Annotated in this window: 3 protein-coding genes; all 3 read right to left on the reverse strand. The window is 71.2% G+C overall.

Annotated features, from left to right (window positions below; all coding sequences use genetic code 11):
• On the reverse strand, positions 1-947 hold a 947-nt coding region (locus HUU95_RS11250; RefSeq protein WP_174280194.1), incomplete at its 3' end, for a CgeB family protein.
• A gap of 130 nt (positions 948-1,077) precedes the next feature.
• Entirely contained in the window at positions 1,078-2,190 is a 1,113-nt protein-coding gene (locus tag HUU95_RS11255) for a CgeB family protein (protein WP_174280195.1), read from the reverse strand.
• Positions 2,187-3,356, reverse strand: coding sequence for a CgeB family protein (locus HUU95_RS11260; RefSeq protein WP_174280196.1), 1,170 nt, complete (start codon positions 3,354-3,356; stop codon positions 2,187-2,189). Before HUU95_RS11260 ends, HUU95_RS11255 begins: the two co-directional genes overlap by 4 nt.
• Positions 3,357-3,512 lie beyond the last annotated feature (156 nt).

The following is a 3,512-nucleotide window of genomic DNA, read 5'->3' on the forward strand; positions in this document are numbered from 1 at the left end:
GCGTCGGACCGGGCGAGCGCCGCCAGCACCTGATCGGCGGTGTCGGCGAGCACGATCTCCTCGCCGGGCGCGAACAGCGCGTCGAGCCCCGCCCAGCGATCCGACAGGATCGGCGTCCCACAGGCGGCCGCCTCGAACAACCGCACCGAGGGCGACCAGCCGCGCGCGATCATGTCCGCGCGCGTGACGTTAAGCGTCCAGCGCGAGGCGGAGTAGAAATCGGCATGATCGGCGGGCGCCAGATGCTCGATCCGCTCGACATTGGCCGGCCAGTCAATCGTCGCCGGATATTGCGGCCCCGCCACTACGAACCGCCGGTCGGGCGCGCGGCGCGCGGGTTGGAGCAGCAGCCGTTCCAGCGTCGGCTGGCGATCGGCGCTGTAGGTGCCGAGATACGACAAGTCCCAGCGCTCGGCCGCGCCGGTGGGTCGGTAGATCGACGGGTCGACGGAACAGTAGAGCGCGCGGGCCGCCGGCGCGCCGTACCGGGTCTCCAGTTCCGCCAGCGTCGGGCCGCCGGTGAAGGACAGGTACAGATCATAGCCGGGGATCAGCTCGGGCGAGAGATATTCGTGATCGCCGCGCGCCAGCTTGGCGAGCGTCACCGGCGTGTCGATGTCGTAAAAGGCGACGACGCCCGTCGCGGTCCGCTGCGCCCAGGCGCCGACCGCGACGCCGTCGGGGACATACGACCCGACGATCACCGCGTCCGCCGACGCCACCTCGCCCGCCCAGCGCCGGAGGTCGGCCAGGTCCGCATAGAAGGCGAGCCGGCACCAGTCGGGGTCGATCAGGTCGCGCTGGCTGGCATACCAGGGGACGTCGCGTTCGAGGAAGGTGACGTCATGCCCGCGGCCTGCGAAGGCGGCGAGCAGCGCGCGGAAGGTGGTGGCATGGCCGTTGCCCCAGGACGAGGAGAGCGACAGGCCGAGGACGACGAGCTTCATGCGGCCCGGCCCTCGTCATCCTGAACTTGTGTCAGGATCCACGCGGGACGATCCGATCCATGGACGCCGCCTTGCTCAGCGGTCACGCGTGGATGCCGAAACGAGTTCAGCATGACGCAGGGGCGCTCCATCACGCCGCCTCCCGCGCCCGCGCGGCATGTTCGCGGAACAGCCGGTCGACCTGCGCGCCGCGCAGCGCATAGGTGTGCTCCGCCAGCACGCGGGCGAGCGCCGCGCGGCCGATCGCGCGGGCACGCTCGGGGCTGAGCGCGGCGAGATGAGCCGCCACGTCCTGCCCGTCGCGCGCGACCAGCACCTCGCGGTCGGGTTGGAGGAACTGCTCGATCCCCTCCCAGGCATCGGTGATCAGGCAGGCAGCGGCGCCGGCGGCCTCGAACACCCGCGTCGCCGGCGAGAAGCCGATGGCGGCCATCGAGTCGCGCGCGACGTTGAGCACGGCGGCGGGCGTGCAGTTGAACGCATTGTGCTCGGCCGTGCCGACATGGCCGATCGCGTGGACGTTGCCGGGCAGCAGCTTGTCGTGCCAGCCATTGCCGCCGAGCAGGAAGCGGCGCTCGGGCAACGACGCCGCCGCGCGCCCGAAGAACTCCTCGATCCGCGCCTCGCGGTCGGGTAGCCGGTTGGCGAGCAGCGCCAGGTCGCACGCGAAGCGCGGATCGGGCGGCACGGGATGGTGCGTGTCGGGATCGAGCGCATTGTAGACGGGGACGCACCGCTTCGCGCCGAAGCCGAGATAAGCGTCCACCACCGGCGGCCCGCCGCCATAGGTGAGCACCATGTCCAGCTCGTCGAGCGCGCCCAGCACCGGATGGCCCGGATCGGCGCGCATCTCGTCCAGCGTCGCGGCGGCATCGACGTCCCAGAAGATCTTCAGCGCGCGGGCATGGCCCTGGTCGAGGATGCCTTCCAGCAGCTCGCGGTCGAACACGCCGACGCCGCTGGCCTTGACGACGATGTCCGCCCGGCCCGCCTCCGCCAGCACCGAGCGGAGCCCGTCGGTGGTGGCGGGATAGACGACGACCCTGGCCCAGGACGGCGGATCGATGTCGCGATGCTGCTGCCGATCGAAGGCATCGGGCTCGTAGAAGGTGATGTCGTAGCCGTGGCTCGCCAGCGCGCGCAGCACGCCGCGGTAATAGGTCGCGGCGCCGTTCCAGTAGGAGGACAGCAGGCTAGAACCGTAAAAGGCGATCCGCTGTCCTGAGCCAGCCGAAGGGTTCATGCGGCGGTCCTTCGCAATCCGCCGCTCGTGTCGAGCGACGTCGAGACGCCGTCGACGTCCATGTTCCTCGACGTCGCTCGGGACGGATGGAAATGGTCGACGATCGCGAGCAGCTCATCGGCGCGATGCGCGCAGGTGTGCCGCGCGCGGATGGTCGCGAGCCCGGCGGCGACCAGCTCGTCGCGCATCGCCGGATCGTCGCGCAAGGCGATCAGATGCCGCGTGACCGCGTCGCCGTCCGGGGCGGTCAGGAAGTCGCCGGGCCGGAACAGCCCCTCGCGATCGTCCCAGGGGGCGCAGATCAGCGGGATGCCGCAGGCGAGCGCCTCGAAGACGCGGATCGTCGGGATGCCCGGCAGGATCGTCGCGTAATAGCGGCGCGGCACGTGCACGGTCGCGCGATGCCGGGCGAAGATGCCGGGCGCGGCGGCGTTGGGCGCCCAGCCGTGATAGCGCGCGCCATATTGCGCGAGCAGGTCGCGCGCGTCGTCGGGGTAGCGGACGCCATAAACGTCGAGCGACTGGCCGGCGGCGTAGACGGGGCGGAACAGGAAGCGTTCCAGCTCCTCCGTACGCTCGCCGTCGCCCCAATTGCCGATCCAGACCACGCCGTCGCGCTCGACCTCGACCGCGGGCGGGTGGAACAGCCGGGTGTCGGCCGCCTCATGCCAGGTCCAGACACGGCCACCCCAGCCCCAGCCTCGGTATACCTCGCTCAGCGTCTCGCCGAACGCGAGCACGCCGTCGAAGCCCGACAGGTCGAACGCCCGCATCTCGTCCGGCGCGCTCACCGCGCGATGGTGCGTGTCGTGAAACAGCAGCAGAAAGCGTCCGCCGGCCGCGCGCAACCGCCCGATCGCGGCGACCAGCGCCGGCTCGTTCCATTCGTGCACGATCACCAGATCGGCGCCGTCGACCAGCGCCGCGGGATCGGTGTCCGGTTCGTAGATGTCGGGCGCAAGCTCCGGGTAAGCCGCGCGAAACGGCCGCAGCCCCGCCTCGCCCGCGTCGGCGAGCAGATTGTCGAGGCTCCAGTTGCGCGCCGGCTCCAGAGCGCGGACCTGATGACCCTTGGCCTGCAGCTCGCGCAGCACGCCGCGCAGGAAATGGGCGTTGCCGTGGTTCCAGCAGGAGCGCAGCGAGTGGGTGAGGTAGACGATGTTCACGCCGCCGCGCGCTCCGGCGCGGCGAGCGAGCGGAAGAGCTGGAGCATCGCGCTCGCGGTCGCGGCCGGCGTGTAGCGGCCGGCGCGGACGCGGGCTGGAAACTGTTCAATAGACAGGGCGTGGTCGTCGCTTCCGGCGACGACGCGACGCCGGTCG

This window comes from Sphingomonas bacterium (assembly GCF_903643065.1).
Taxonomy (GTDB): Bacteria; Pseudomonadota; Alphaproteobacteria; order Sphingomonadales; family Sphingomonadaceae; genus Sphingomonas.